General features: G+C 56.3%; 16 protein-coding genes and 1 tRNA gene. 3 read left to right on the top strand and 14 right to left on the bottom strand.

Annotated features, from left to right (window positions below):
• Positions 1 to 22: 22 nt before the first annotated feature.
• From V3W40_RS11955 to rpsU, 10 genes are all read right to left on the bottom strand, one after another.
• Positions 23 to 394 (bottom strand): hypothetical protein, encoded by a 372-nt coding sequence (locus tag V3W40_RS11955; RefSeq protein WP_068588503.1) that lies wholly within the window; start codon positions 392 to 394, stop codon positions 23 to 25.
• Between the two features lie 92 nt (positions 395 to 486).
• Complete coding sequence (locus V3W40_RS11950; RefSeq protein WP_330215077.1) at positions 487 to 2,373, bottom strand: hypothetical protein; 1,887 nt, start codon at positions 2,371 to 2,373, stop codon at positions 487 to 489.
• A gap of 2,708 nt (positions 2,374 to 5,081) precedes the next feature.
• Positions 5,082 to 6,149 carry a replication initiator protein A gene (locus V3W40_RS11945; protein WP_330215076.1) on the bottom strand — a complete coding sequence of 356 codons (1,068 nt, stop codon included), beginning with the start codon at positions 6,147 to 6,149 and terminating at the stop codon, positions 5,082 to 5,084.
• 40 nt (positions 6,150 to 6,189) lie between these two features.
• Complete coding sequence (locus V3W40_RS11940) at positions 6,190 to 6,426, bottom strand: hypothetical protein (protein WP_047295869.1); 237 nt, start codon at positions 6,424 to 6,426, stop codon at positions 6,190 to 6,192.
• Between the two features lie 324 nt (positions 6,427 to 6,750).
• The gene (locus V3W40_RS11935; RefSeq protein WP_330215075.1) at positions 6,751 to 7,815 is read right to left on the bottom strand and encodes a site-specific integrase; all 1,065 of its coding nucleotides are present in this window, start codon (positions 7,813 to 7,815) and stop codon (positions 6,751 to 6,753) included.
• Positions 7,816 to 7,920: 105 nt separating this feature from the next.
• Positions 7,921 to 7,997: transfer RNA gene (locus V3W40_RS11930), tRNA-Ile, on the bottom strand.
• A 15-nt stretch (positions 7,998 to 8,012) separates the two neighbouring features.
• On the bottom strand, positions 8,013 to 11,756 hold the full coding sequence (locus V3W40_RS11925) for an EAL domain-containing protein (RefSeq protein ID WP_330215074.1): 3,744 nt from the start codon (positions 11,754 to 11,756) through the stop codon (positions 8,013 to 8,015).
• Between the two features lie 121 nt (positions 11,757 to 11,877).
• On the bottom strand, positions 11,878 to 13,728 hold the full coding sequence (gene rpoD / locus V3W40_RS11920; RefSeq protein ID WP_065925398.1) for an RNA polymerase sigma factor RpoD: 1,851 nt from the start codon (positions 13,726 to 13,728) through the stop codon (positions 11,878 to 11,880).
• 67 nt (positions 13,729 to 13,795) lie between these two features.
• A complete protein-coding gene (gene dnaG / locus V3W40_RS11915; protein WP_027605924.1) occupies positions 13,796 to 15,766 on the bottom strand; it encodes a DNA primase in 1,971 nt (656 codons plus the stop codon).
• A 445-nt stretch (positions 15,767 to 16,211) separates the two neighbouring features.
• A complete protein-coding gene (rpsU, locus tag V3W40_RS11910) occupies positions 16,212 to 16,427 on the bottom strand; it encodes a 30S ribosomal protein S21 (RefSeq protein ID WP_002551877.1) in 216 nt (71 codons plus the stop codon).
• 203 nt (positions 16,428 to 16,630) lie between these two features.
• On the opposite strand from rpsU, the gene tsaD reads away from it, so the two are divergent.
• Positions 16,631 to 17,656: a tRNA (adenosine(37)-N6)-threonylcarbamoyltransferase complex transferase subunit TsaD gene (gene tsaD, locus V3W40_RS11905; RefSeq protein WP_115485679.1), complete on the top strand. Its 1,026-nt coding sequence runs from the start codon at positions 16,631 to 16,633 to the stop codon at positions 17,654 to 17,656.
• A 33-nt stretch (positions 17,657 to 17,689) separates the two neighbouring features.
• Here tsaD and plsY read toward each other — a convergent pair whose 3' ends face one another.
• The gene (gene plsY / locus V3W40_RS11900) at positions 17,690 to 18,259 is read right to left on the bottom strand and encodes a glycerol-3-phosphate 1-O-acyltransferase PlsY (protein WP_065925396.1); all 570 of its coding nucleotides are present in this window, start codon (positions 18,257 to 18,259) and stop codon (positions 17,690 to 17,692) included.
• Positions 18,260 to 18,331: 72 nt separating this feature from the next.
• Here plsY and folB point away from each other — a divergent pair, with 72 nt between their 5' ends.
• Both folB and folK read left to right on the top strand, forming a co-directional pair.
• Positions 18,332 to 18,685, top strand: a complete 354-nt coding sequence (gene folB, locus V3W40_RS11895; protein WP_046069798.1) for a dihydroneopterin aldolase — start codon at positions 18,332 to 18,334, stop codon at positions 18,683 to 18,685.
• A complete protein-coding gene (folK, locus tag V3W40_RS11890; RefSeq protein ID WP_027605919.1) occupies positions 18,676 to 19,206 on the top strand; it encodes a 2-amino-4-hydroxy-6-hydroxymethyldihydropteridine diphosphokinase in 531 nt (176 codons plus the stop codon). The genes folB and folK overlap by 10 nt, the downstream gene beginning before the upstream one ends.
• Here folK and V3W40_RS11885 read toward each other — a convergent pair.
• The 3 genes from V3W40_RS11885 to V3W40_RS11875 all read right to left on the bottom strand — a co-directional run bounded on the left by V3W40_RS11885 (position 19,189) and on the right by V3W40_RS11875 (position 23,318).
• On the bottom strand, positions 19,189 to 20,421 hold the full coding sequence (locus V3W40_RS11885; protein ID WP_137212404.1) for a multifunctional CCA addition/repair protein: 1,233 nt from the start codon (positions 20,419 to 20,421) through the stop codon (positions 19,189 to 19,191). The two genes, folK and V3W40_RS11885, sit on opposite strands and share 18 nt — an antisense overlap.
• 63 nt (positions 20,422 to 20,484) lie before the next feature.
• The gene (locus tag V3W40_RS11880; RefSeq protein WP_065925393.1) at positions 20,485 to 22,050 is read right to left on the bottom strand and encodes a SpoVR family protein; all 1,566 of its coding nucleotides are present in this window, start codon (positions 22,048 to 22,050) and stop codon (positions 20,485 to 20,487) included.
• Positions 22,047 to 23,318, bottom strand: coding sequence for a YeaH/YhbH family protein (locus V3W40_RS11875; RefSeq protein ID WP_065925392.1), 1,272 nt, complete (start codon positions 23,316 to 23,318; stop codon positions 22,047 to 22,049). Before V3W40_RS11875 ends, V3W40_RS11880 begins: the two co-directional genes overlap by 4 nt.
• Positions 23,319 to 23,371 lie beyond the last annotated feature (53 nt).

The following is a 23,371-nucleotide window of genomic DNA, read 5'->3' as shown; positions in this document are numbered from 1 at the left end:
CAACCCTGTGATGGGCCATTTTTCAAGCTCTCCCTACGTAAGGCACCGTCGCAACTGGCAGCTCATTGATCAAGTGTTGCAGCTGTACCTCATGGATTTCCGCCATTCGGTCATCAAAGCCGTTTCGTCGATTTAGCTCCGCAGTCACCAGATACCAGGTCAAAGCGTCCAGTGATGGCGTCTCAAAAAGCCGAATCTCGATGGGTGTCGTTTCATCCCACTCATAAGCGCCTATTCCGCTCAGTTGGGGCGACAGAAAATACTGATCCCCGCGCATGACCCATACCAATCCCGGCCAAGGGGCGAGGCCATCAAACAGGTACCTGAGGTCGACCGGGTTGTCCCAGTTTTCGCAGTACGTGGCCGTTAGGTAATAATCGAATGTAAGGCTCATTTGGGTGCACTCAAGCAGGGGCGAGTCTGCATCGAAGCATGAGGACTCGCGTGCCAGAACCACGTCCACAACGACGCTGCGTGTGCTTCGCACTACTGATTGTCCGAAGGGTTGAGCGGCGACCGACGTTTTTCGGCACGCTCGCCACGAGTGGTCCGATTTTTCTGCTGACCTTCTGATCTATCGGCAGAGCTTGGTCGAGAAAGACGTTGGCCGGCAGACTCGCGGCTTTGCCGTGAAGGCGGCGGCGTATCAGCCCTGCTAGGGGAGCCACCTGGTGACGACCCAGGCGAGCCCAAGGTTTTTTGTGCTTGTTGGATCTTTGCGCGGAGTAGCTCTTGCTTTAGACCGGCGCTCTTGATTGCCGACATCTTAGAGAGTCCGCCGACTACTGAGCCCGCGACAGATGCAGCGATACTTCCTAATTGGGTGAAGCTGGCAGCACTGTCTGTTTTTGGTAGCGATTGAACTCTCAAAAGCGCTGCAGCAGCCCATGTCGCGACCAGAATAACGAATCCGGCGCCACCGGCTAAAACTCCGCGCATGCCATTAATCTCCATTGGCGTACCAGAGCTATTAATAGCAGTTGCAGCTTGTATAAAACTAATGCTGGCTAATTGGCTAGCAACTAAATAAAGAATACCTTCAGCAAAAAACAATGATAGATATGTAAATACAAGCAGCCGTATCCAATAGAGCAATATCTCAATACCAAAGACACATGCCAAAAGCGCTGCCAGCGGGAATATATGAATAAGAGCGGCTTGTCCCATTGCTGTTAAATAGACAAACCATGGAAGCTTTGCCGCTAGATCTAAAGTTGCAAGTGCACCGTTTGCTTCATTGAGTGCTCCAATCGCCTCAGATGCATTTTCGCGAACCTTTGAACCAAAAGACGAGCCATCAGAACCGGAATAAAGAGATCCTAGGCTTTTATTGACAACATCTGACCAAGCTCTAACCCCTGCGACAACAGACGGCTCTGTATCAGGTGCTAAATTAGAAGGTCGAATACGGTCTCCCACTGCCCTATATCCCTCTTCAGCACCTGCTTGCGCAGCCTGATAAGCCTCATAGCAATTTTCCGGAACGAAATATCTATTATTTACACCTGAAGGCTCTGCTAACAACGCCGGATCAGAAAGCGAACCATCGGCAATTTCCCAAGGGTTCAGGTAGCCTGCGGGTTCCTCAACACCACCTGACAACCTAGACTTCCATCCAGATTCACTGGGTAGCAAATATCTTTTTCGAGTGGGCCATTTATCGCTACTCATTTGCTCTAGCGCAGCTTTTCCCGCTGACCTTCGTTCGCCTGCCTTGTAAATATCCATTAAGGCTTGAGCTTGTCGAATTTGTGAAAACCACGAAAAATTTAGACCTGAAACTTTATCGGCAGTATTGCTACTAAGTATAGAAACTTGAGATTCTGGTACTCCGAGCGCACCACCACCCCGAAGCCCAACAGCTTGCCAAGTAGTTTCCGGAACGTTATTGTCATCAGTAGGGCTTGGCTCGCAATATACTTTGTAATCTTTCATTAGCTTAGCCAAATCACTTCCCATGAATGGACTGATTTCCCGTTCGGTAAGATCGGCAATCGTCAGCGCGGATTGTTCGTTATCTTTAGTTCGATACACCTGGACGAGCTTTTCATATGTTGGAAGAATTACTTTAAGTGCAAATGATTGCCCTTTTGTCATCTCCATACTGGCACGACCAGGAAAGGTCACGGTTTCAGACTGTAAAGCGATAAATACGAACAGCGATGTAATGAAAACACCGAAAGGTATACTGGTGGGCTTGCCTCGCACCAGATTCCAAATAATCCAGGACAATGAAATGTAAGGTACGGCTCTGGCAAGCTGGCGAACTATTTCAGCAAGCTCAGCATTCTTCGTTCCCATCGAGATTAACGATGAAATCATAGCATCGAGACCGCTTTGAAATAACCACCCGAAATTACCAACCTCGCCCATATGTCAAGCCTCTATACTTGAGAAAATCTTTTTAGGCACTGTAATAAAAATCGATACGGTTCCAATCACGAAAATAAGTGCTGCCCATACGGGGCCGGCGGTTGTATACACATAATTTTCCAGCACAGTGAATCCCGTAACCAGAATGACTAGCGCTGTCATTCTGCGTCGACTGATCTCAGTATTAAGCACCTTCACGATAATTCCTCACCTGTCCTTAAGGAGTTCCACTCTGAAGTAAAATTCGTAAAGCTCAAGTCAAAACAGGCTATCCGAATTCAATCCCGCTGCTAGCCAGCGATCAGTCAAAATGGCTCATGAAATGCGTGTCATCAAAATCTCAGTTCGTTCAGCTTAGGCTGAACGTGCAGCGCTTTACGCGCTGCTGCGTGCGAAGCACGCGGCTCTGTCAGGGTGCTTCGCTACGCTCAACACTATGAACAGAGCCGCGTCCCGCGATCAAAAGCAAAATCGATGTGACATTCAGTATTTGCTATTGACCTTAACTAGCGTCGATAGCAAGATCAAATTGCACCCGAACTAGCTATGCGAGTTCTCCTCACAGGATGTCACGCTATTTCGTGCGTTCTTTCTAGACTGCTAATTCAGTCTGCGTGAGTGGTGCGGGGTTATGCGGCAGCTATTGCTGCCCGTTACCTCGCTTCCCAAGCATCAGTTTGCTAATTCAATCTGAACGCTTGGCATCCTGAGTTGATTAGCCATCACCTCAAGGCGTTGTATTAGGCTTGATGCGGGGTTTTGCTTCGATCGTGCATCAGATTCACCACTGTCTAACTCTGACAATAAATTGAGTTGTATCAGGCGCGAAAACCTGGCAAGGGGTCAACCCTTCGACTCTGTCGATTAGACAGCGAAGCAAACAGTGAGAGTGCGAAAGCGCATCGTTGCGGTACTTCGGTATCTGCATCTGATAAGTCCGACACTGCAAAAAAAGGGGCTAGGCATCCGCTGGATGTCGGAACCACATACTTGAATTCCAAGCGCCCCATTTGGGTTGCAGCTGAAATTTAAGTCTTTAAAGTGGTTGCTGTAACTTACAGCAGGATCATAAAAAATTATGAATAGTAAACTGAACGGTCATCACGAAGAGATTTTATCCCTCCGGATACAGCGCTATACGTTGGTGATGATTCAACGTTGGCTGCTTGAGCAGCGTAAGGTAAAGGTCTGTCTTTCAGCTATTTCAAGATCAATCCATAGATCATTAAATACCCAGAGACCACACTCGGTTTCCATTTCAGACTCCGATTTCAAACGCTACCGGAATGACGTAGACACGAGCTTACAGCGAAGAACCTATCGTCGGCACTTGAGTAAATATATCGGTCTAATCGAGAATTATCGACATGTAAGGGGTTTTGGTGCTGAGCAAATTCTTATAGAACTGCGAGCCCAAGGAGTGGAAACGTCCCTGAGCTCTATCGTCAGAATGTTGCAGGTAATTAATGAGCAAAAAAATGAAGAGTCCTCGTTCTAGAGGAAAGAGAACATTTGCCAAGCCTTCCACTCAAGCAAAGATCCTTAGTAAGTCGATGTATAACTCCGGGCTTATCTCGGGGCTTGGCACTTCACATAGTTACGAGGCTAGCCTTAAATTGGCCGCACAATGGCTTCGTGGGTCAGGACGAGGAGCATTACACGAACTTACTCCGAAGGCAGCTAAAGCTTATCTGTATGAGCGCTCCAGAGAAGTCGGTCAAAAAACTTTAGACAGAGACCGGCAAGCTCTTCAGGCTGTATTGCGCCAACTTGGAAAGCTCAGTGATAAGCAGCGTTTGAGCGTAATTCAGGCAGAAAAGCCACAGAACCTAAGTAGCCGAAATTACACTGCCGAACAAGTGCAGAGAATTCTTTCTCATCAGACCGCGCGTAATGCGCTTAGCACCGAATTGGCCGCTACAGCGGGACTGAGAGCTCACGAACTACTGACACTACTCCCAGCATCCGAAAGGGCAATGGATGATCGTCCTGCGGACCCAGGAAAGTTTCGAGAAGGTGTTAGATATACTGTGGTAGGAAAAGGAGGGCTCGTCCGCGAAGTAAGCTTGCCAAGGAACTTGGCTGTACAACTCGAAGCTCGCCGGCTAGATGCGCCTGTCATTGTCATAGATCGTCGAATTCATTACAAAAGCTTCTACGATATAGCCGGTGGGCAATCGTGGTCTCAATCTTTCTCGCGCGCGAGCAACTCGGCATTGGGCTTCAGCAACGGAGCGCATGGTTTGAGACATTCATACGCTCAGGACAGAAACCGCGAGGTGCAAGCTTCACTAGGTGAGGTACAGCGCGCAAAAGCTATTGTCTCCCAGGAGTTAGGTCATTTTCGTCCAGAAATCACGGACACCTATCTTCGGTAGAGAGACAGGTCCCTAGTGCTGTTGTCGTCAGGTTGTCTGGCGCGCCGCGTGGTTCGATGTTCAGTGCGGGCCTAGTCATTCAATTTCTGCCACAGATTTATAGATTTAATAAGATTTAGAGAGTGAATCTGTGATTTTATCGTTTAAATTCAATCGGTTACTGAATCGTTGCGCACCCAATAGACGGTTTTACGTACCCAATAGACGGTCACCCAGCACCCAATAGACGGTTTAGGTACCCAATAGACGGTATTCCCACCCAAAGGACGGAAGCTGCGGCTCGCGTCCGAGCCTAGCTTGCGCACTTCACCGTTTATCTGGTTAGGACTTCTAGGGCAAGGGCGGACTCCGTTTGCTCATCACCAACAAAGGGTTACGATTTCTTCCCTTTTCCTCTTTCAAGGTGTATTCGGGCAGACAATCGCTTTTGATGATGTCCCGAAGGTGTTGAAAAAATCTCTTTGCCCCCCCTGAACTGCCGCTGTGTTCGTATATTTTTTCAAAGGACCATTTTGCCACGCCGTTGCCTGCACGAAGCCTGGCAAGCCTATAGACGAACCTGCCGATACCTTTCGTTATGAGGAAGTAATCTGGATGGACCGTCATTATCGATGGTGATTCGCCGCTTACTATTTCACGATAAATCCACTCCGGAGCCACGATCTCAACAAAATCGATTTTTTTCGTTTTCGTGCGAGACAAGACGCGATAACGATTAATCAATCCTTCAGCCTCGGTCTCACTTACATCAGCTTCCATACGGAAGTCCTTAATTCGCGTGGTCTGAAGACGGTCAAGCGCCGCTTCAATCTCTTGAGCCTGGCGGCTTCCATTAGCGCGCCGTATGAACCTCAAAATTTCGCTCGCATGCGGCCGGAATGTTCTTCCTGGTTTATCCCCGGCGCCATCTCGATAGCGATCCATCGCTCGGGTCAGATGGGAGACCATCATGAGAACGATGTCGTAATCCCAAACTGTGGCCATCCCAAACGCTCCGCTAGATACCTCAAGGTGACCGTCGGATCGCTTATATCGAATGACCTCTCCAGCTCGCTGCTTTTGTTTGGAGAGACGGAAAATGGCGACGTCCATGAAACTCCGGTTGTCTCGAGTGGCAGAGCTATAAAGCGTGGGGATGAAAAAATTCTGTTTGTCGTCCCATTGGTGGTATTCACTCGCGTTTGAGGTTGGAAGCTGAGCCGCTATTGATTGATCGCTCACCTCACCTACTTTGTGTGCTGTTCGCCCAACTGTTGGCCTTTGCGCTTTTTCGGAAGCAGCTGCAAATTTGTTCCTTTCCAATGAGCGCTGCATCAGGTTTTCTAGGCGGCCTATCAATGGGCTCGGTGCGGATTTATCGGGGCTTGCTGGACGAGTAATGCCTTCCGAAGTGCTCATGCCGAGTGTTTAGTTCTGGTGAGCGTGAGATCGTGTCGCATCATTCAGCCCCCGCCAGCAACACGGCCACGTCTGTAGCGCGAAAGTAAATTAGGCGACCCAGACGGAGCTTCATCCGATGCAGCGATTCTGCGAAAGCGCTTTCAGATGGATGAGTCAAAGTGTAATCCAGGCCCTTCTCACTACGATGAAGCAGCTCGGCAAGATGTTTTTTGGTTAGCAGAGGGCCGTAACGCTCGATCAGTTGCTGCTCAATTCGAGTCTGGTTCGCGGTCATTTAGACATCCTTTAAGGCGGGCTAATAACCTAAATAGTGGAAGTCGAGTGCCCCAAAACCGCGGTGTTGGTTCGAAAAGCCTCACTATCTTGATTGGGTAGGCGTGCGGTCATTCAAAACGGCGGGAGATGTACCAAGGGCGGGCTTTGGTTTCGGTGTACAGACAGCAACCAATCAAGAAAGGACTCGGGTGCTTGTTGCGGAGGTGAGAAGAGGCAGGTAACGGAGTTTTCAAGCCGATAGGAGAGTCTTGGCAACGTTCATAGAGGGTAAGCAATTCAGGAAAAGATTCCGCATGCAGAATCTTTTCTACCCTGTTTAAGCCTAGTCTTTGTCGATGCTATCCAGTCTCTCGACTAGATCCTCTGCGCGTAAGTGGGTGTAGCGCTTAAGCATTTGCATGGACTTGTGGCCGCTGATTGCTGAAACCTCTTGATCAGATAGGCCGGATTCGACAAGTCGGCTGACGGCCTCATGCCTCAAATCATGAAAACGAAAATCCGTCATCCCGAGCGGCTTCCTTAACGTTGCCCAGACTTTGTTAAAGGCGTAGGGCCTACGCTTCCCATCTCTGCCAGGTTCACCGAAGAAGATAAACTGGCAGTCCTTCGGTCTGAGAGGGTTGCCCACCGCCGCTTGTATTGCATCTGTCGCGCGCTTATTGAGCGGAACGGTCCGACAGGTATTATTTTTGGTATCCGGAAGGTGTACGACCCGTTTTTTTAGATCCACTTGGGAGAGCGTAAGCGTTGTTATCTCAGATGAGCGCATGGTCGTTTCTACGGCTATTCGCGCCATCCATCCGAGCATCGGGTTGCTATGAGCATTAGCCGCACCCAGAAGCCGTTCCTCTTCGTCGCCTACAAAACGTCGTTCCCGACCCTTTCCAGGTTTGGGCTTTCGAATGCTCGCGACAGGGTTGAACGTGAGGCCGAGGCCCCATTCTTTGATTGCTGTTGAGTAGAGATGGCCGAGAAGCGCCAATTCAAGTCGAACGGTGTTGTTGCTGGTCAATGTGCGCTTGCGGGCAGCGGGCTGAGACAGTCGCTTGTCACGGTAAGCTGCAATGATTTCGCTGGAGAGGGCTGCAAGCGAGTATTTACCCAGCTCAGTAGTGAGCTTCTTTGCCTTGCTTGCTTCGCCATTCTGAGTCGAAGGCTTTTTGGTAGGAGTGACCTCAGACAGATAACGCTTCAGCGCCGCTTCTAGGGTCATGCGCTCCGATCCGCTGCGCTGGATGTAGACACCTCTGACCATCTCGTCTTCGGTTCGACGTGACCAATCCTCTGCATCGCGTTTGGTGCGAAACGTTTTGGAAGCTGTCGGCCATCCGACTTTTCGGATGACCGCTTTCCACGTTCCTGATGGGGTTTTTACGAGAGTTGCCATGCTGTTCTCCGAAGACATCGGCACGGACTGTACCGAAACTGTACCTCGGAGGCATTCCAAAACACCCTCTCGAAACTGCAGCATTGCTGCAGCCCCTGGTTTATATGGTGGGCCCACACGGACTTGAACCGTGGACCAAAGGATTATGAGTCCTCTGCTCTGACCAACTGAGCTATAGGCCCTCAGTAGGTCGCGGATTATAACGATGGTTTCTCTACTGTGCTATCCGAAAAATCCTCAATGCTCCTACGAAGGAAGGTAGCCGCAAAAAGCTCGGGCGGTAGCGGCAGGCTGACGATGTAGCCCTGCATCTGTTCGCAGCCTTCAGCGGCCAGGAAGGCTTGCTGTGCGGGGTTCTCCACGCCTTCTGCGATGATGGTGAATTGCATGCTGTGGCCCAGGGCGATGATGGCGCGCACGATGGCGACGTCGTGGGGGTCGTCAGGCAGGCCGCGGACGAAGGACTGGTCGATCTTCAGGAAATCCAGGGGCAGGCGCTTGAGATAGCTGAGGGACGAATAGCCGGTGCCGAAATCGTCGATCGCCAGCTGTACGCCCAGGCGCTTGAGTTGGTGCAGGACTGCCAGCGCTTCTTCGGCCTGGCTCATGATGAAGTTTTCAGTGATCTCCAGTTGCAGGCAGCCCGGTTCGAGGCTGTAGTCGCGTAGTAGCTGTTCGATACGAGCCAGTAAACCAGGGTGGCGCAGTTGCGCGCCGGCGAGGTTGACCGATAGCGGGCCAAAACCATCGAAAGTGCTTTGCCAGGTGTGCATTTGCAGGCAGGCGTGCTCCAGCACCCAGTCGCCAATCTGCAGGATCATGCCGTTCTCTTCGGCCAGGGCAATGAAGTGTTCGGGCGAGACGTCGCCAAAGGTGGGGTGGTGCCAGCGGATCAAGGCTTCGGCGCCGATCAATTCTTGTGTCAGCAGGCTCAGTTTTGGCTGGTAATACAGGACCAACTCATCACGTTCGATGGCTCGCCGCAGTTCGTGCTCCAGTGCCACGCGCTCGTTGGCCTGGGCTGTCAGGTCGCGGGTGTAACTTTCGACCCGGTTACGCCCCTTGGCCTTGGAGCGGTACATCGCGGCGTCGGCGTTCTTGACCAGGGTGGCCACGTCGGTGCCGTCCTGGGGGTACAGGCTGGTGCCGATGCTGGCGCTGATGAAGAACTCGTGTTCGCCGGCCTGGAACGGTGGGGTGAAGCAGGCCAGCAGCTTATTGGCCAGTTGCTCGGCGTCGCTGGCGTGTTGCAGGCCGGGCAGCAGGATGATGAATTCATCGCCGCCCAGGCGCGCGACGGTGTCGATGTCACGCAGTTGCTCCTTGAGGCGTACGGCGATGTCTTTGAGCAGCAGGTCGCCGATCGGGTGGCCGAGGCTGTCATTGATGTGTTTGAAACGATCCAGGTCGAGAAACAGCACCGCGCCTTGTTTGCCGGTTTCCTGATGGCCGTTGAGGGCCGCCTGCAGCCGACTTTCAAACAGTGTGCGGTTCGGCAGGCCGGTCAGCGGGTCGTGGTGCGCCTGATAGTCGAGGCGCGCCTGGGCCAGCTTGAGGCTGGAGATGTCGGCAAACACTGCGACAAAATGCGTGATCAACTGGTCGCGGTTGCGCACGGCGCTGATGGTCAGCCAGCTGGGGTACAACTCGCCGTTCTTGCGGCGGTTGGAGATTTCGCCCTGCCAATGACCTTGGGCCGTCAACTGGTGCCACATGGCGGCGTAGAAGGCGCTGTCATGCAGGCCGGAGGCGAGCAGGCGCGGTGTCTGGCCAAGGGCTTCGGCTTCGCTGTAGCCGGTGATCTCGCTGAAGGCGCGGTTGACGGCGCTGATGTTCTGGCGCGTGTCGGTGATCAATACGCCCTCGGCGGTACTCTCGAATACCGTGGCGGCCTGTTGCAGTTTTTCCTGCATCAGCTGGCGCTCGGTGATGTCCCGGGCGATGGTGAGCATGCAGTCTTCACCGGCAATTGGCAGTGGTCGGCTGGATACTTCGCACAGCCGGATCTGCCCGTCGCTGCGGCGTATATGGCAGATGAAGTCACGCACGTATCCATCTTGATGCATCAACTCCAGCATGTGCTTGCGTTCGTTAAGATCGACCCAGATGCCCAGGTCAAGGGTCGATTGGTCGAGGGATGTCGTGCTGTTGAAGCCGGTGATGCGACTGAAACCATCGTTCACTTCAATCAGCAGGCCATCCCGCTGGCGGCTCAGCAGCAAGCCATCGGGAGAGGCGTGGAAGGCCTTGGCGAATTTCTCTTCGGAGATTTGCAGTTGTTGCTGGGTTTCCTTGAGCTGGGTGATGTCTCGGACCACCACCACAATGGCTTCAGTGGTGTCGAGTTGAAACGGCTCGGCGGAAATCAGCCCGATAAAGGCCTGGCCATTGCTGCGCAGAAAGGGCATTTCCAGGTTGCGAATGCTGGTGGTTTGCACGCGTTTCAACAGATCGGGGCCGATACCGGGGATGCCCCAGATATTCAGGGCGGTCGCGGTTTTTCCGATCACCTGCGCGGCTTTCAGGCCCACTTGGTCCTCAAATGCTTTGTTGACCTCAAGCAGGCAGCCATCGGACAGTCGTGCGATCACCAGGATGTCCGGGCATTGCTGAAACACGGAAGCAAACTTTTGCTCGGAAAGCTGCAGCGCCTCTTCAGTACGTTTGGCTTCGCTGATGTCGATCATCAAGCCCCGCAACACTGGCTCATGGCCGTGTTCGATCAGGCTCACAATGTCACGCACCCAAAGGCAGCGGCCGTCCGCCGTGATCACCCGATAGTCGATGCTGTGGTCGCGGTTGGCGCGGGTTTCCTGGTAGCAATAGGCTTCGGCGCGGATGAGGTCGGCGGGGTGAATGATGTTGCGCCAGAAGCCCGGAATCAGCCAATGGGCGCGCGGGTAACCGAGCAGGTCCTCGGCGTGGGGTGACACATAGCTGTAGGTGAAATCGCTAACGCTGGCTTCCCAGGCGATGGCAGACAGGCTCTCCACCAGGCCGCGATAGTGGTATTCGCTGCTGCGCAGTTCCTGTTCGAGGGCGACGCGGCGGGAAATTTCCGAACTCAGCCGGCGATTGATCCGAATGACGATGGCCAATACGGTGCTTAACAACAGCACGGCGGGCAGGCCGTACATCAGCAGGTCGGTCCAGAACGTACGATGGTTGGTGAGGCTGCCCACCCAGTGTTGCTGGATGGCTTCGGTTTCGGCCGGGCTGAGGTCAGCGAGAACCTTGTCCAGGATACCCACCAGTATTTTGTTGTCCCGTGGTACACCCATCGCCAATTGATAGCGGTACGGCGTTTCGCCACTTACGTACAGGCCATCGAGCTTGAGCTGGCGCAGACTCCAGACGCTTGACGCGAGGTCGCCCACCACGGCGTCGACTTCGTCGGTGGCCAACGCCTGCAGTGTCGAACTGACATTGGGCAGGGCCACCAGGTTGAGGTCTGGATGGTGGGTGCGTAGCAGTTCATGGGGGGCATAATTTTCCACCACAGCAATCTTCAGCCCATAAAGGTCATTGAGGTTGCGTGGTCGGGCGCCGCCGTCATGGGCAAGGATGACAATGGGAAAGTCCAGGTAAGGGCGTGTGAATGCCATGAAGTCCTGGCGCTCGGGGGTAGACATGATGCCCGGCAGCAGGTCGAGTTGGTTGTGGCGTGCCCGCTCCAGCAAGGCACTCCAATTGACCGGCTCAATCAGTTTGATCCTGACCCCCAGGCGTTCCTGGATCAGGCGTACGTAGTCCGCCGCCAGGCCTTGGTAGCGGCCCTCTTCATCACGGTATTCGAAAGGTGGCCAGGAGGCGTCCACCCCCACGCGCAACTCCTGATGGTCCGCCAGCCAGCCACGCTCATCATCGCTAAGAGTCAACGCGCCAGCCGTTGCGGTCCAGGTCAGCAGCGACAGCAGTAACACAGTCGGCAATCTGGGCATAACGGTCTCGTTATGGCACGGGGAATGTTTCGAGTGTAGACGGGCATTACGGGGGAGGGGATTTGCGCGGGATTTTATCTGTACAAAGCAAAACCCCCGGCCTGGGCCGGGGGTTCTGGTGTCACTCGTCGAGGAAGGAGCGCAGATGCTCGCTCCGCGTCGGGTGGCGCAACTTGCGCAACGCCTTGGCTTCGATCTGGCGGATCCGCTCGCGGGTCACGTCAAACTGCTTACCGACTTCCTCAAGGGTGTGGTCGGTATTCATGTCGATGCCGAAACGCATGCGCAGTACCTTGGCTTCACGGGCAGTGAGGCCGGACAGTACGTCGCGGGTCGCTTCTTTAAGGCTCTCAACAGTGGCGACATCGATTGGCGACTGCATGGTCGAGTCTTCGATGAAGTCACCCAGGTGGGAGTCTTCGTCATCACCGATCGGGGTTTCCATGGAGATCGGCTCTTTAGCGATCTTCAATACCTTGCGGATTTTATCCTCAGGCATTTCCATGCGTTCGCCCAGCTCTTCCGGGGTCGGTTCGCGACCCATTTCCTGCAACATCTGCCGGGAAATACGGTTGAGCTTGTTGATCGTCTCGATCATGTGCACCGGAATACGGATGGTGCGGGCCTGGTCGGCGATCGAGCGAGTGATCGCCTGACGGATCCACCAGGTGGCATAAGTCGAGAACTTGTAGCCGCGACGGTATTCGAACTTGTCCACAGCCTTCATCAAGCCGATGTTGCCTTCCTGGATCAGATCGAGGAATTGCAGGCCACGGTTGGTGTACTTCTTGGCGATGGAGATCACCAGACGCAAGTTCGCTTCAACCATTTCTTTCTTCGCGCGGCGGGCCTTGGCCTCGCCGATCGACATGCGACGGTTGATGTCCTTGATCTCGGCAATCGTCAGACCTGTTTCGGTCTCGAGTGCGGTCAGCTTCTGCTGGCAACGGATGATGTCCGGCTGCAGGCGACCAATGGCTTCAGCGTACTTCGCCTTGCCTTTGGCCAGGGCGTCGCTCCAGCTTTCGTCAACTTCGTGGCCCGGGAACTGGCGCAGGAAGTCGGTACGCGGCATGCGCGCATCACGGACACAGAGCTGCATGATCGCACGCTCTTGTGCACGCAGACGCTCAAGGGCGCTACGAACGCGTTCAACCAGGCCTTCGAATTGCTTCGGGACCAGCTTGATCGGCATGAACAGCTCAGCCAGCGCCAGCAGCTCGGCAATTGCCAGCTTGTTGGAGCGACCGTGCTTTTTCAGGGCCTTGCGGGTGATTTCCATTTGATCGGAAACCGCGCCGAAACGCTGGGCAGCAATGATCGGGTCTGGGCCGCTTTCGACTTCGTCTTCGTCGTCGGTGCTGGCTTCAGCCTCGTCGTCTTCGGTGTCATCGTCCGCTTTCGCGGCTTTGGCATCGACAGGCGGCGGTACTTCGGCAGCAGGCGGCGCGATGCCGTCGTCCGGGTCGATATAACCGCTCAGGACGTCGGACAGGCGGCCACCTTCGGTGGTGACGCGAGTGTACTCGGAGAGAATGTGGTCAACCGTGCCAGGGAAGTGCGCGATTGCGCCCATCACTTCACGGATACCCTCTTCGATACGCTTGGCGATTTCGATCTCGCCTTCGCGCGTCAGCAACTCGACGGTACCCATTTCACGCATATACATGCGCACAGGGTCAGTCGTGCGACCGATGTCGGTCTCCACCGCGGCCAACGCGGCAGCGGCTTCTTCAGCGGCTGCCTCGTCGGTATCGGCGTCGGCCAACATAAGGGCGTCCGCATCCGGAGCACTCTCGTGTACGGGGATCCCCATGTCATTAATCATGCGGATGATGTCTTCCACCTGCTCTGGATCTGAAATATCCTCAGGCAGGTGATCGTTGACCTCTGCGTAAGTCAGATACTTCTGCTCACGACCAAGGGTGATCAACTCTTTGATACGAGACTGCTGTTGCGCTTTTCCGGACATAACACCCTATCCACTGAAGGTCTTGGCGGGCAAAAAACAAGCCGAGGATTATACCCGAGCTATGACCTCACACGCCAGCTGAGGTCGGGTTTGATGCGGAAACATTCTGTTTTAAGAGGTCGCGCATCTGTTTTGCTATCTGAATTTGCTCTTCAGCCGATAATCCCGGCTGTCTTGCTCTCTTGATGAGTTCATCGAGGGTCTGCGTGTGCTGACCCGCGGATAACCTAGTAATGGTGTCTAAAAACTGTTGTTCAAGGTTATCGCCGTCAATTAGCCACTCCTTTTCCGCGAGTGCCTTCAACAAACGACCCTGTTCCGTGCCATGCCAGCGAGCCATCAGTTGAATGGAGTTTAGCTTAGGATTTTTCTGCACGGCCTCGATCAGTGCGATCAGCACCTGAGCGTAGGTATTGCTCGCGTTGGCAAAATGGTCGGCGCTTTCAACCTTGCTCGCTAATTGCGGGTGGTGGATAAGCGTGCGCAGGGCAATCAATGTGGGCGCTTCTACGGCGACCGGCGTGCGAGGTGCGTAGGCTTCATCGCGATCACCGCGCTTGCCGTTTTTGCTCCAGGGTTTCTTGTCCCATTTCTTGCCGCCGGCACCGGGCTTCTTCGGCGTCCATTCCTGCTGGGGGGCATACGCCTCCTGGGGTTGATGGAAGTCGGCATAGTCCGGCATGGCGTCATAATCCATGCCTGGGTCGTAGGCAGGCGGCGCGTCCTGCGGCGCGCTGTGCACCAGCTGGCTGACGGCCTCGCCACTCAGTCCTGTAATTTCCAGCAGGCGTTGGCGCATCAGGGTGCGCAGGTTCGCCCCTGGAACCTTGTCGATCAAGGGTGCCGCGAGGGTGGCCATATGGGCCTTGCCTTCGAGGGAGCGTGGGTCGGCTTCTTCGGTCAGTTGCTGGAAGAAATAATCCGCCAACGGCTGCGCATGTTGATTGATGCGGGCGCGGAATGCGTCGGTGCCTTCGGAGCGCACCAGGGTATCCGGGTCTTCCCCTTCGGGCAGGAACAGGAAGCGCGCGCGGCGCCCATCCTGCAGGCTCGACAGGGTGGCTTCGAGCGCGCGCCAGGCGGCGTTGCGGCCGGCCTGGTCGCCGTCGAAGCAGAACAGCACGCTTGGCACGACGCGAAACAGGCGCTTCAAGTGTTCTTCGCTGGTGGCGGTGCCGAGGGTGGCCACGGCGTTGCGCAAACCTTGCTGGGCCAGGGCGATCACGTCCATATAGCCTTCGACCACGATGATTTCATCGAGGTTTCGATTGTTCTTGCGCGCTTCGAACAGGCCGTAGAGTTCCTGGCCCTTGTGGAATACCGGGGTTTCCGGGGAGTTCAGGTACTTGGGCTTGTCATCCCCCAGCACTCGGCCGCCGAAGGCGATGATGCGGCCACGGCTGTCGCGGATCGGGAACATTACGCGGTCGCGGAAGCGGTCGTAGCGCTTGCCGGTCTCGGCGTTCTCAACCAGGAGGCCGGCGTCGATCATGGCTTTTTGCTGCAGGGTATCGCTGCTCAGGTGTTTGTACAGGTTGTCCCAGCCAGGTGGAGCAAAGCCGAGGCCGAAGTCGCGGGCGATTTCGCCGGTCAGGCCGCGCCCCTTCAGGTAGTCGACGGCGGCCTTGCGCTGTGGATGGCTTTTAAGGGCCTGACGGTAGAAGTCGGCAGCGGCAGTCAGCAGCGGGTACAGAGGCGAGTCGGTGGGTTGCCGTGGTTTATGCGGGCGGCCACTTTCTTCGCGGGGGACTTCCATGCCGGCGGCTTTCGCCAGGTCCTCGATCGCCTGGGGGAAGTCCAGGTTGTCGTGGTCCATCAGGAAGCCGAGGGCGTTGCCGCCTGCGCCGCAGCCGAAGCAGTAGTAGAACTGCTTGTCGGGGCTGACGCTGAATGACGGGGTTTTTTCCTTGTGGAACGGGCAGCAGGCTGTGTAGTTTTTGCCGGCCTTCTTCAATTGCAGGCGCGAGCTGACAACATCGACAATGTCGGTGCGGTTCAGAAGGTCGTCAATAAAGCTCTGGGGAATCAGCCCGGCCATGGCGTTCTCGTCATCACTGCGTGTAAATGAGTGCCCGTGAAGTGCTCAAGCGCACGTATCGAATGGCTTGACCATCAATCGTCTGCTTGGGCTGTCAGGAAGTGTATCTGCCGAACATTCACTGACGTTAGTTTCAATCAGTGTTTCGGCCTGGAAATGTTGCCCTCGAGTCCGGCGTTGGCCAATCGTGGCCTCGGATGCTCGTCGCTGGGCACAGCCGATACAGTTGATCGTCTGCTTATAAAATGAGTGTGCTCGTCAGTAGCCTTGTTAGGCTCGTCAGAAGAGACGTGCACCGCTGGCAAAAGAGCCAGTCCTGACGTTTGAAGCAGTTGTATCAGTCGCGTGTGCGGCGTCAACGATGAAGCATCAAGCGATATCCGCAAATGCCAACAGCCCGGCTGAGGGCCGGGCTTGGCAGAAGCTTGCTACGAACGTCTGTGTATTAGTACAGACGAACGGCGCGGCGCTGTTCGCGCTGAACTTTCTTGGCGTGACGCTTAACAGCGGCTGCTGCTTTACGCTTACGCTCAGAAGTTGGCTTCTCATAAAATTCGCGGCTACGAACTTCAGCCAGAACACCGGCTTTTTCGCAGGAGCGCTTGAAACGACGCAGAGCTACGTCGAAGGGTTCGTTCTCTTTTACTTTGACGGCTGGCATCCAGAGCTACCTTCTTTCATTACCGGGAATCAACGTTCTCGTCGCAAAAAATTCGCGGCTGAGGTCGTCGGTTTTTAAGGGTTGCGGATGTTAACCCCTCATTGGCAGGAATGCAAAGCCTCTGATCGAAAACCGCTAGTCGGGAGGGGGAGTGGCGACTATTATGCGCGCCTTCGAATTCAGCCTCTACAAGGCGCAAACCCATGCTAGTACTGGGACTTGAAACCTCCTGCGACGAAACCGGTGTCGCACTTTACGACAGTGAACGCGGGCTCTTGGCCGATGCACTGTTCAGTCAGATCGACTTGCATCGGGCCTATGGCGGCGTTGTGCCGGAGCTGGCCAGTCGTGATCACGTCAAACGTATGCTGCCATTGATTCGCCAGGTGTTGGACGAGGCCGGTTGCGTGCCGACCGAGATCGATGCGATTGCCTATACGGCGGGCCCAGGATTGGTCGGAGCCCTTCTGGTTGGGGCCTCTTGCGCCCAGGCGCTGGCTTTTGCCTGGGGCATTCCGGCCCTCGGCGTGCATCATATGGAAGGCCATTTACTGGCGCCGATGCTGGAAGAAAACCCGCCGCAGTTCCCGTTCGTCGCTTTGTTGGTTTCGGGCGGGCATACGCAGCTGGTCCAGGTCGACGGAATCGGTCAATACACGCTGCTGGGCGAGTCCTTGGACGACGCCGCCGGCGAAGCTTTCGACAAGACCGCGAAGATGATGGGCCTCAATTACCCGGGTGGGCCGGAAATCGCCCGCCTGGCCGAAAAAGGCGTTGCCGGCCGCTATACCTTCCCGCGCCCGATGTGCGATCGCCCTGGCCTGATGTTCAGCTTCAGCGGCTTGAAAACCTCCGCGTTGAATACCTGGCAGCAGAGTGTCAGCGCCGGGGACGACAGTGAGCAAGCCCGTTGCGACATCGCGCTGGCGTTCCAGCAGGCCGTGGTGGAGACTTTGACCATCAAGTGCAAGCGTGCCCTGAAACAGGCCGGCATGAAGCGCCTGGTGATCGCCGGTGGCGTCAGCGCCAACAAGGCGTTGCGCAGCTCATTGGAAAAGATGCTCGGTGATATGAAGGGGGATGTGTTCTACGCCCGTCCTGAGTTCTGCACCGACAACGGCGCGATGATCGCCTATGCCGGTTGTCAGCGCCTGCAGGCGGGGCAGCACGAAAGCCTGGCGATCAGCGTGCAGGCGCGCTGGCCGATGGAGCAACTGCCGCCCTTGTAAGAGTGCAACGTGAGTCGGGCTCATTGGCGGTATTTAAAAATGCCGTTCGCGCCCGGCAAACAGGTCGCGTAGATTGCCCCGGTGTCGCCAGACGATCAGCAGTGTCAGCACGCTCATCGGCAGCAGCGCCGCCGGTTCCTGCCAGGCCAGCAACGGCAGGGTGAGCGGTGTGGCGATCAGAGCTGCCAGCGAGCTGGTGCGGGTCAGGTAGAACGTCAGCAGCCAGGCGAGCACGGCCAGCAACGCCGCCGGCGGGTAGATCCCCAGCAGCATGCCGGCTGCCGTGGCGACACCTTTACCACCGCGAAAACGGAAGTACAGGGGAAACAGATGGCCGAGGACGGCGCACACGCCCACCCAGGCCTGCTGCTGCAGGGTCAGGCCGGCGAGGCTGGCGATCAGTACGGGCAACAGGCCCTTGCATACGTCGCCCAGCAGCGTCAGTACGGCGAGCTTCTTGCCGGCCAGGCGCAACATATTGGTGGCGCCGGCATTGCCTGAACCACTCATTCGCGGGTCGGGATTTCCCGTCAGGCGGCTGAGCAAAATGGCGAAGGACAGCGAGCCGAGCAGGTAGGCGAGAATCGCCAGTGACCAAAACATGCTAACTATTCCGGGCGAGGATGCCCTGATTCTAACGGGGCATCGCGCCCTTGTCGTGCTGCGGAGAAGAGCTTGGACAGAGTGTTTATCGAAGGCCTGGAAGTCGACACCGTGATCGGGGCCTACGACTGGGAGCGCGGGATCCGCCAATGCCTGCGCCTGGACCTGAGCTTCGCTTGGGATAACCGCCCGGCTGCGGCTGGCGACGACCTGGCCCTGGCACTGGATTACGCCAGTGTGTCCGCGCGGATCCAGGCCTTTGCCGAGCAGTCCCAGTACCAGCTGGTCGAGACCTTTGCCGAACGCCTGGCCGAAGTGCTGATGAGCGAGTTCCAGATTCCCTGGCTGCACCTCAAGCTGACCAAGCCCGGCGCAGTGCCGGCTGCCAAGGGTGTAGGCGTGGAGATTGAGCGCGGATGTCGCTGACTCAGGTTTACCTTGGCCTCGGTAGTAATATCGAGCGCGAGCCCCACCTGCGCGCCGGTCTCGACGCGTTGGCGAGTTTCCTTACGGATATGCGCTGCTCGGCGGTGTTCGAGAGCCAGCCGGTGGGCATCAAAAGCGGGCCATTCTTCAATCTGGTGGTGTCGGCCTATACCGACCTGTCATTGATGGAGTTGGATCGTCGGTTGAAATCCATCGAGGCTGACAATGGCCGCTATGCGCCGGATCGCAAAGGCCTGCCGCTGGATATCGACGTGCTGCTGTACGGCGAGTTGGTGGGTGACTTCGATGGTTTGATCCTGCCGCGGGCGGAGATCCTGAAAAATGCCTTTGTGCTGTGGCCGCTGTCGATGATGGCGCCGGACCGGGTGCACCCTGAAGCGGGCAAGACGATGGCTGCGTTGTGGCGTGATGCTCAGATTGATCAGGTGCTGGCGCCTGTCGGGTTTGAATGGCAGGGCCAGCAACTCACCCCGGACTCGCTCCTACAAGGGTTTGTGTAGTTCCTTGTAGGCTTTGAGTGCCCTGAGTCGTTCACGCTTGAGCGCCTCGCCCAACTCCGGCCCCTTGAATCCCCGCTCAAGCAGTGGCGCCACGGCAACCTCGCGCGCTGCTTTCGCCGCGCCGCGTAAGTAATCCGCCTGTGGATAACTTCTTCGCTCCAGCCCCTTGCGGCCCCGGGCATCCATTTCGCAGGCGACCACAAACTCCTCAAAGCGCTGTGGCCTGCGGTATACGTCAAAACTTTGCAGCAACTCCAGCAACGTCGAGGCTTTCAGCTCCAGCGCGCGATGACCGTGGGTGTGATACTGGCCCACCAACAGCGCCAATTCCTGGCAATCCCTTGGCACTTTGAAGCGCTCATTGACGGCCTTGATCAGCTTCAAGCCTCGATGCTCATGAGCGATGTGCTGCGGTAACTTATCCACAGGCGTCAGGCCCTTGCCCAGGTCATGCAGCAGGCAGGCCCAGCGTACGGTCAGGGGCTGTTTGTGCTCGGCAGCTTGTTCCAGCACGCTCAAGGTGTGCACACCCGTGTCGATCTCGGGGTGATGGGCCTCGGGTTGTGGCACGCCAAAGAGTGCGTCCACTTCCGGCATCAAGATCTTCAGCGCATTACAGTCCCGAAGTACCTGGATAAACACCTGGGGCTGATCTTCCATCAACGCCCTGGAGATTTCTTTCCAGCTGCGCTCCGGGGTCAGGGCTTCCAATTCACCGGACTCGCTGAGTTGACGCATCAGCTCCAGTGTCTCCGGTGCTACCGTAAAACCCAGGTGTGCGTAGCGCGCGGCAAAACGGGCGACACGCAGAACTCTGAGTGGATCTTCGGCGAATGCGGGGGAAACGTGACGAAGTATGCGGGACTCAAGGTCGCGCTGGCCGTGATACGGATCAGTCAGGTTACCGTCGTCGTCTTCGGCGATGGCGTTGATGGTCAGGTCGCGACGGATCAGGTCTTCTTCCAGCGTCACCTCGGGGCTGGCGTGAAACACAAAACCACCGTAACCCCGACCACTCTTGCGTTCGGTACGGGCGAGGGCGTACTCGTCGCCGTTTTTTGGATCGAGGAACACCGGGAAGTCCGAACCCACTGGCTTGAAGCCCTTGGCGAGCATCTCTTCGGTGCTCGCGCCGACGACCACGCGGTCGACATCGGTGACCTTGATGCCCAGCAGGCGGTCACGCACGGCGCCGCCGACTTTGTAGATTTTCATGAAAAAGCCTCCATTAGCGGCACAGGATACCGCCTGTGCCTGGCCAATGGAGGCTTTGCTGTTTCAGAGATGAACGACGGCCAGGTCCAGGCGGCCGTAGTCGTTGTCGTTGTGATCGTTGCGCGGTGGTACATGGTGGGTCTTCATCACTTGGTCGCCCTGCAGGGTTTCCAGGTGGATGTCGAAGCCCCAGAGCCGATGCAGGTGCTTGAGCACTTCTTCGGTGGATTCGCCCAGGGGTTTGCGGTCGTGCTGCTGGTGGCGCAGGGTCAGCGAGCGGTCGCCGCGCACATCGATGCTGTAGATCTGCACGTTGGGCTCACGGTTGCCCAGGTTGTATTGCGCCGCCAGGGTTTCACGGATGGTGCGGTAGCCGGGTTCATCGTGGATGGCCGGCACCACCAGGTCATCCTTGAGGTCATCATCCAGGATGCTGAACAGTTTGAGGTCGCGGATCACCTGGGGTGAGAGGTACTGCAGGATAAAGCTCTCATCCTTGAAGCTGCTCATGGCGAACTTGATCGTCGACAGCCAGTCACTGCCGGCGATTTCCGGGAACCAGCGGCGGTCCTCATCGGTGGGGTGTTCGCACATGCGCCGAATATCGCGGTACATGGCAAAACCCAGCGCGTAAGGGTTGATCCCGCTGTAATACGGGCTGTCGAAGCCGGGTTGGAACACCACGCTGGTGTGGGACGTCAGGAACTCCATCATGAAGCCGTCGGTGACCAGGCCTTCGTCGTACAGGTCGTTCATCAGCGTGTAGTGCCAGAACGTCGCCCAACCTTCGTTCATCACCTGGGTCTGGCGCTGTGGGTAAAAGTACTGGGCGATCTTGCGTACGATACGCACGATTTCCCGTTGCCACGGCTCCAGCAGCGGTGCGTGCTTTTCCAGGAAGTACAGGATGTTTTCCTGTGGTTCGGAGGGGAATCGCGCGTTGTCCTTGTCGCTGTTCTTGCCGGCGCGTTTGGGAATGGTGCGCCACAGGTCGTTGATCTGCTTCTGCAGGTGCTCTTCGCGCTCCTTCTGGCGCAGGCGCTCTTCCTCGGCAGAAATAGGGTACGGGCGCTTGTAGCGGTCGACGCCATAGTTCATCAGGGCATGGCAGGAGTCGAGCAAGTCCTCCACGGCGTCGATACCGTGGCGCTCCTCGCACTGCATGATGTACTGCTTGGCAAACACCAGGTAATCGATGATCGAGCTGGCGTCGGTCCAGGTGCGGAACAGGTAGTTGCCCTTGAAGAAGCTGTTGTGCCCATAGCAGGCATGGGCCACCACCAGCGCCTGCATGCAGATGGTGTTTTCTTCCATCAGGTAGGCGATGCACGGGTCGGAGTTGATCACGATCTCGTAGGCCAGCCCCATCTGCCCCCGGGTGTACGACTTTTCGGTACTGAGGAAGTGTTTGCCGTACGACCAGTGGTGGTAACCCAGGGGCATGCCGACGGAAGCATAGGCATCCATCATCTGTTCGGCCGTGATCACTTCGATCTGGTTGGGGTAGGTGTCCAGGGCATAACCCGCCGCGATGCGGCTGATTTCCCGGTCATAGGCCTGGATCAGTTCAAAGGTCCACTCGGAGCCGGTGGAAATGGGTTGGCGCTTAGTCTCTTTTTTGGCGGTCATGTCACTAACCTGCGCTGGAAGAGTTCACGGAAGACCGGATAGATATCGCCGGCCGAGACCAGTTGCTGCTGGGCGAACGTGTCGGCAAAGGCTTCGCCGATGCGCTCGTATTCAAACCACAGGGCCTGGTGCTCACGGGGGGTGATTTCGACGTAAGTGTAGTACTGCACAAACGGCATGATGTGGTTGATCAGGATGTCGCGGCAGATCGGCGAATCGTCGTTCCAGTTGTCGCCGTCGGAGGCCTGGGCCGCGTAGATATTCCACTCGTTGGCCGGGTAGCGCTCGGCCATGATCTCCTGCATCAGCTTCAAGGCGCTGGACACGATGGTGCCGCCGGTTTCCCTCGAGTAGAAGAACTCCTCCTCATCCACTTCCCGTGCGCTGGTGTGATGGCGGATGAACACCACGTCGATCTTGTCGTAGTTCCGCTTCAGGAACAGGTACAGCAGGATAAAGAAACGCTTGGCGATGTCCTTGGTCGCCTGGGTCATTGAGCCTGACACGTCCATCAGGCAGAACATCACGGCTTTTGAGCTGGGGTTGGGCTGCTTGACCAGCAGGTTGTACTTGAGGTCAAAGGTATCGAGGAACGGCACGCGGTGGATACGCGCGCTGAGTTTCTCTATTTCCGCCTCGATTTCCTGGATATCGCCGAAGTTGTCTGGCTCTTCGCGCTTTAAACGCGCCAACTCTTCCTTTGCCGTCCTCAATTTGGCGCGGCTGCTGCCCGACAGGGCGATACGCCGTGCATGGGCCGAGCGCAGCGTGCGGATGATGTTGATTCGAGAGGGGTTGCCTTCGTTGCTGATCCCGGCGCGTACGGTCTTGAAGGTATCGGTGCCGGTCAGGTTACGCTTCACCAGGTTGGGCAGTTCCAGGTCTTCGAACATGAACTCGAGGAATTCTTCCTGGGTGATCTGGAACACGAACTCGTCCATGCCTTCGCCGGAGTTACCGGCCTTGCCCGGGCCTTTGCCACCGCCACCGCCCTGCGGGCGCTGGATATGCTCGCCGGTGGTGAACTCTTTATTGCCGGGGTGTACGACGGTCTGCTTGCCGCCCCGGCCGTGGTGCAGCACCGGTTCGTCGATGTCGCGTCCGGGAATGCTGATTTGTTCGCCATGCTCCATGTCTGTAATGGAACGGCGGCTGACGGCCTCTTCAACGGCCTTTTTGATGTGGTCACGGTAACGCCGCAGGAAACGCTGGCGGTTTACCGTGCTCTTGTTCTTGCCATTAAGGCGTCGGTCGATCACATAGCTCATGAGGAGCCCTCCGGGCAGCTTCACGTTACAAGCTTCAAGCGGCGAGCTGGAAG

The organism is Pseudomonas sp. AM8, assembly GCF_036346475.1.
In the GTDB taxonomy this organism is placed as follows: Bacteria; Pseudomonadota; Gammaproteobacteria; order Pseudomonadales; family Pseudomonadaceae; genus Aquipseudomonas; species Aquipseudomonas marginalis.
The sequence above is the reverse complement of the archived record's forward strand: the minus strand, read 5'-3'. Positions and strand labels throughout refer to the sequence as shown.

Excerpts from the sequence above, each read along its gene's own strand:
- V3W40_RS11940 (WP_047295869.1), bottom strand. The coding sequence starts at position 6,426 with ATGACCGCGAACCAGACTCGAATTGAGCAGCAACTGATCGAGCGTTAC.
- dnaG (WP_027605924.1), bottom strand. The coding sequence starts at position 15,766 with ATGGCCGGGCTGATTCCCCAGAGCTTTATTGACGACCTTCTGAACCGC.
- plsY (WP_065925396.1), bottom strand. The coding sequence starts at position 18,259 with ATGTTTTGGTCACTGGCGATTCTCGCCTACCTGCTCGGCTCGCTGTCC.
- V3W40_RS11935 (WP_330215075.1), bottom strand. The coding sequence starts at position 7,815 with ATGGCAACTCTCGTAAAAACCCCATCAGGAACGTGGAAAGCGGTCATC.
- folK (WP_027605919.1), top strand. The coding sequence starts at position 18,676 with ATGTCGCTGACTCAGGTTTACCTTGGCCTCGGTAGTAATATCGAGCGC.
- V3W40_RS11885 (WP_137212404.1), bottom strand. The coding sequence starts at position 20,421 with ATGAAAATCTACAAAGTCGGCGGCGCCGTGCGTGACCGCCTGCTGGGC.
- V3W40_RS11955 (WP_068588503.1), bottom strand. The coding sequence starts at position 394 with ATGAGCCTTACATTCGATTATTACCTAACGGCCACGTACTGCGAAAAC.
- V3W40_RS11945 (WP_330215076.1), bottom strand. The coding sequence starts at position 6,149 with ATGAGCACTTCGGAAGGCATTACTCGTCCAGCAAGCCCCGATAAATCC.
- V3W40_RS11950 (WP_330215077.1), bottom strand. The coding sequence starts at position 2,373 with ATGGGCGAGGTTGGTAATTTCGGGTGGTTATTTCAAAGCGGTCTCGAT.
- V3W40_RS11875 (WP_065925392.1), bottom strand. The coding sequence starts at position 23,318 with ATGAGCTATGTGATCGACCGACGCCTTAATGGCAAGAACAAGAGCACG.
- rpsU (WP_002551877.1), bottom strand. The coding sequence starts at position 16,427 with ATGCCAGCCGTCAAAGTAAAAGAGAACGAACCCTTCGACGTAGCTCTG.
- V3W40_RS11925 (WP_330215074.1), bottom strand. The coding sequence starts at position 11,756 with ATGCCCAGATTGCCGACTGTGTTACTGCTGTCGCTGCTGACCTGGACC.
- rpoD (WP_065925398.1), bottom strand. The coding sequence starts at position 13,728 with ATGTCCGGAAAAGCGCAACAGCAGTCTCGTATCAAAGAGTTGATCACC.
- V3W40_RS11880 (WP_065925393.1), bottom strand. The coding sequence starts at position 22,050 with ATGACCGCCAAAAAAGAGACTAAGCGCCAACCCATTTCCACCGGCTCC.
- tsaD (WP_115485679.1), top strand. The coding sequence starts at position 16,631 with ATGCTAGTACTGGGACTTGAAACCTCCTGCGACGAAACCGGTGTCGCA.